Below are 832 nucleotides of genomic sequence, written 5' to 3' on the forward strand. Positions count from 1 at the left end.
TCAAGTCAAATGAGGCGCGGTGCCTGCTATATTTGGAGTCTCTGGGCAATTGTGGCAGTCTGAGACGATACTTACTGGACCTGTCACGGTTTGATGCCGCTCCTTTGATAGCATCTACTGCAGCAAAGGAGACTGACTATGGGACTGAAACGGACGGCCGAATTCCGGCAAGATGCGGTGCGTATCGCATTGACCAGTGGGCTAACACGCAAGCAGGTGGCTGATGATCTAGGTGTCGGGATGTCCACGCTGAACAAATGGATCACAGCGCACCGAGATACAGACGTGGTTTCCAAAGAGGATTTGAGCCTCGCTCAAGAGAATGAGCGACTTCGACGGGAGATCCGGCTCCTCAAGGAGGAGAGGGAAATCCTAAAAAAGGCCACCCAGTTCTTCGCGGGCCTAAAGCAATGAGATTTAGGTTTATCGAAGAACACAGAGCCAGCTTTCCAGCCAACCGGTTATGCGATGTCGTCGGTGTCAGCGCACGCGGTCTGCGTGCCTTCCGCAGCCGCCCTGCCAGTCGCAGACAGCGGTCTGATCTGGTCACGCTGGCGCATATCAAAGAACAGTCACGCCTCAGTTTGGGCAGCTATGGCAGGCCGCGCATGACTGAAGAGTTGAAGGAAATTGGTTTGGCTGTGGGGCATCGTCGCGTTGGTCGCCTGATGCGCCAGAACGGCATATCCGTGTTGAGAACACGCAAGCACAAGGTCACGACAGACAGCGATCACAAGTTCAATATCGCGCCCAACCTACTGGATCGGGACTTCACAGCGGATCAGCCGAACAAGACATGGGCTGGTGACATCAGCTATGTCTGGACCCGTGA

The 832-nt window shown here is 54.8% G+C and carries 1 pseudogene; it reads left to right on the top strand.

The features are described 5' to 3' along the window. Window positions 1-138 precede the first annotated feature (138 nt). Window positions 139-832 (top strand): annotated as a pseudogene (locus ACR0LX_RS22975) (IS3 family transposase); the annotation flags it as partial.

This window comes from Ruegeria sp. CH11 (assembly GCF_056537105.1).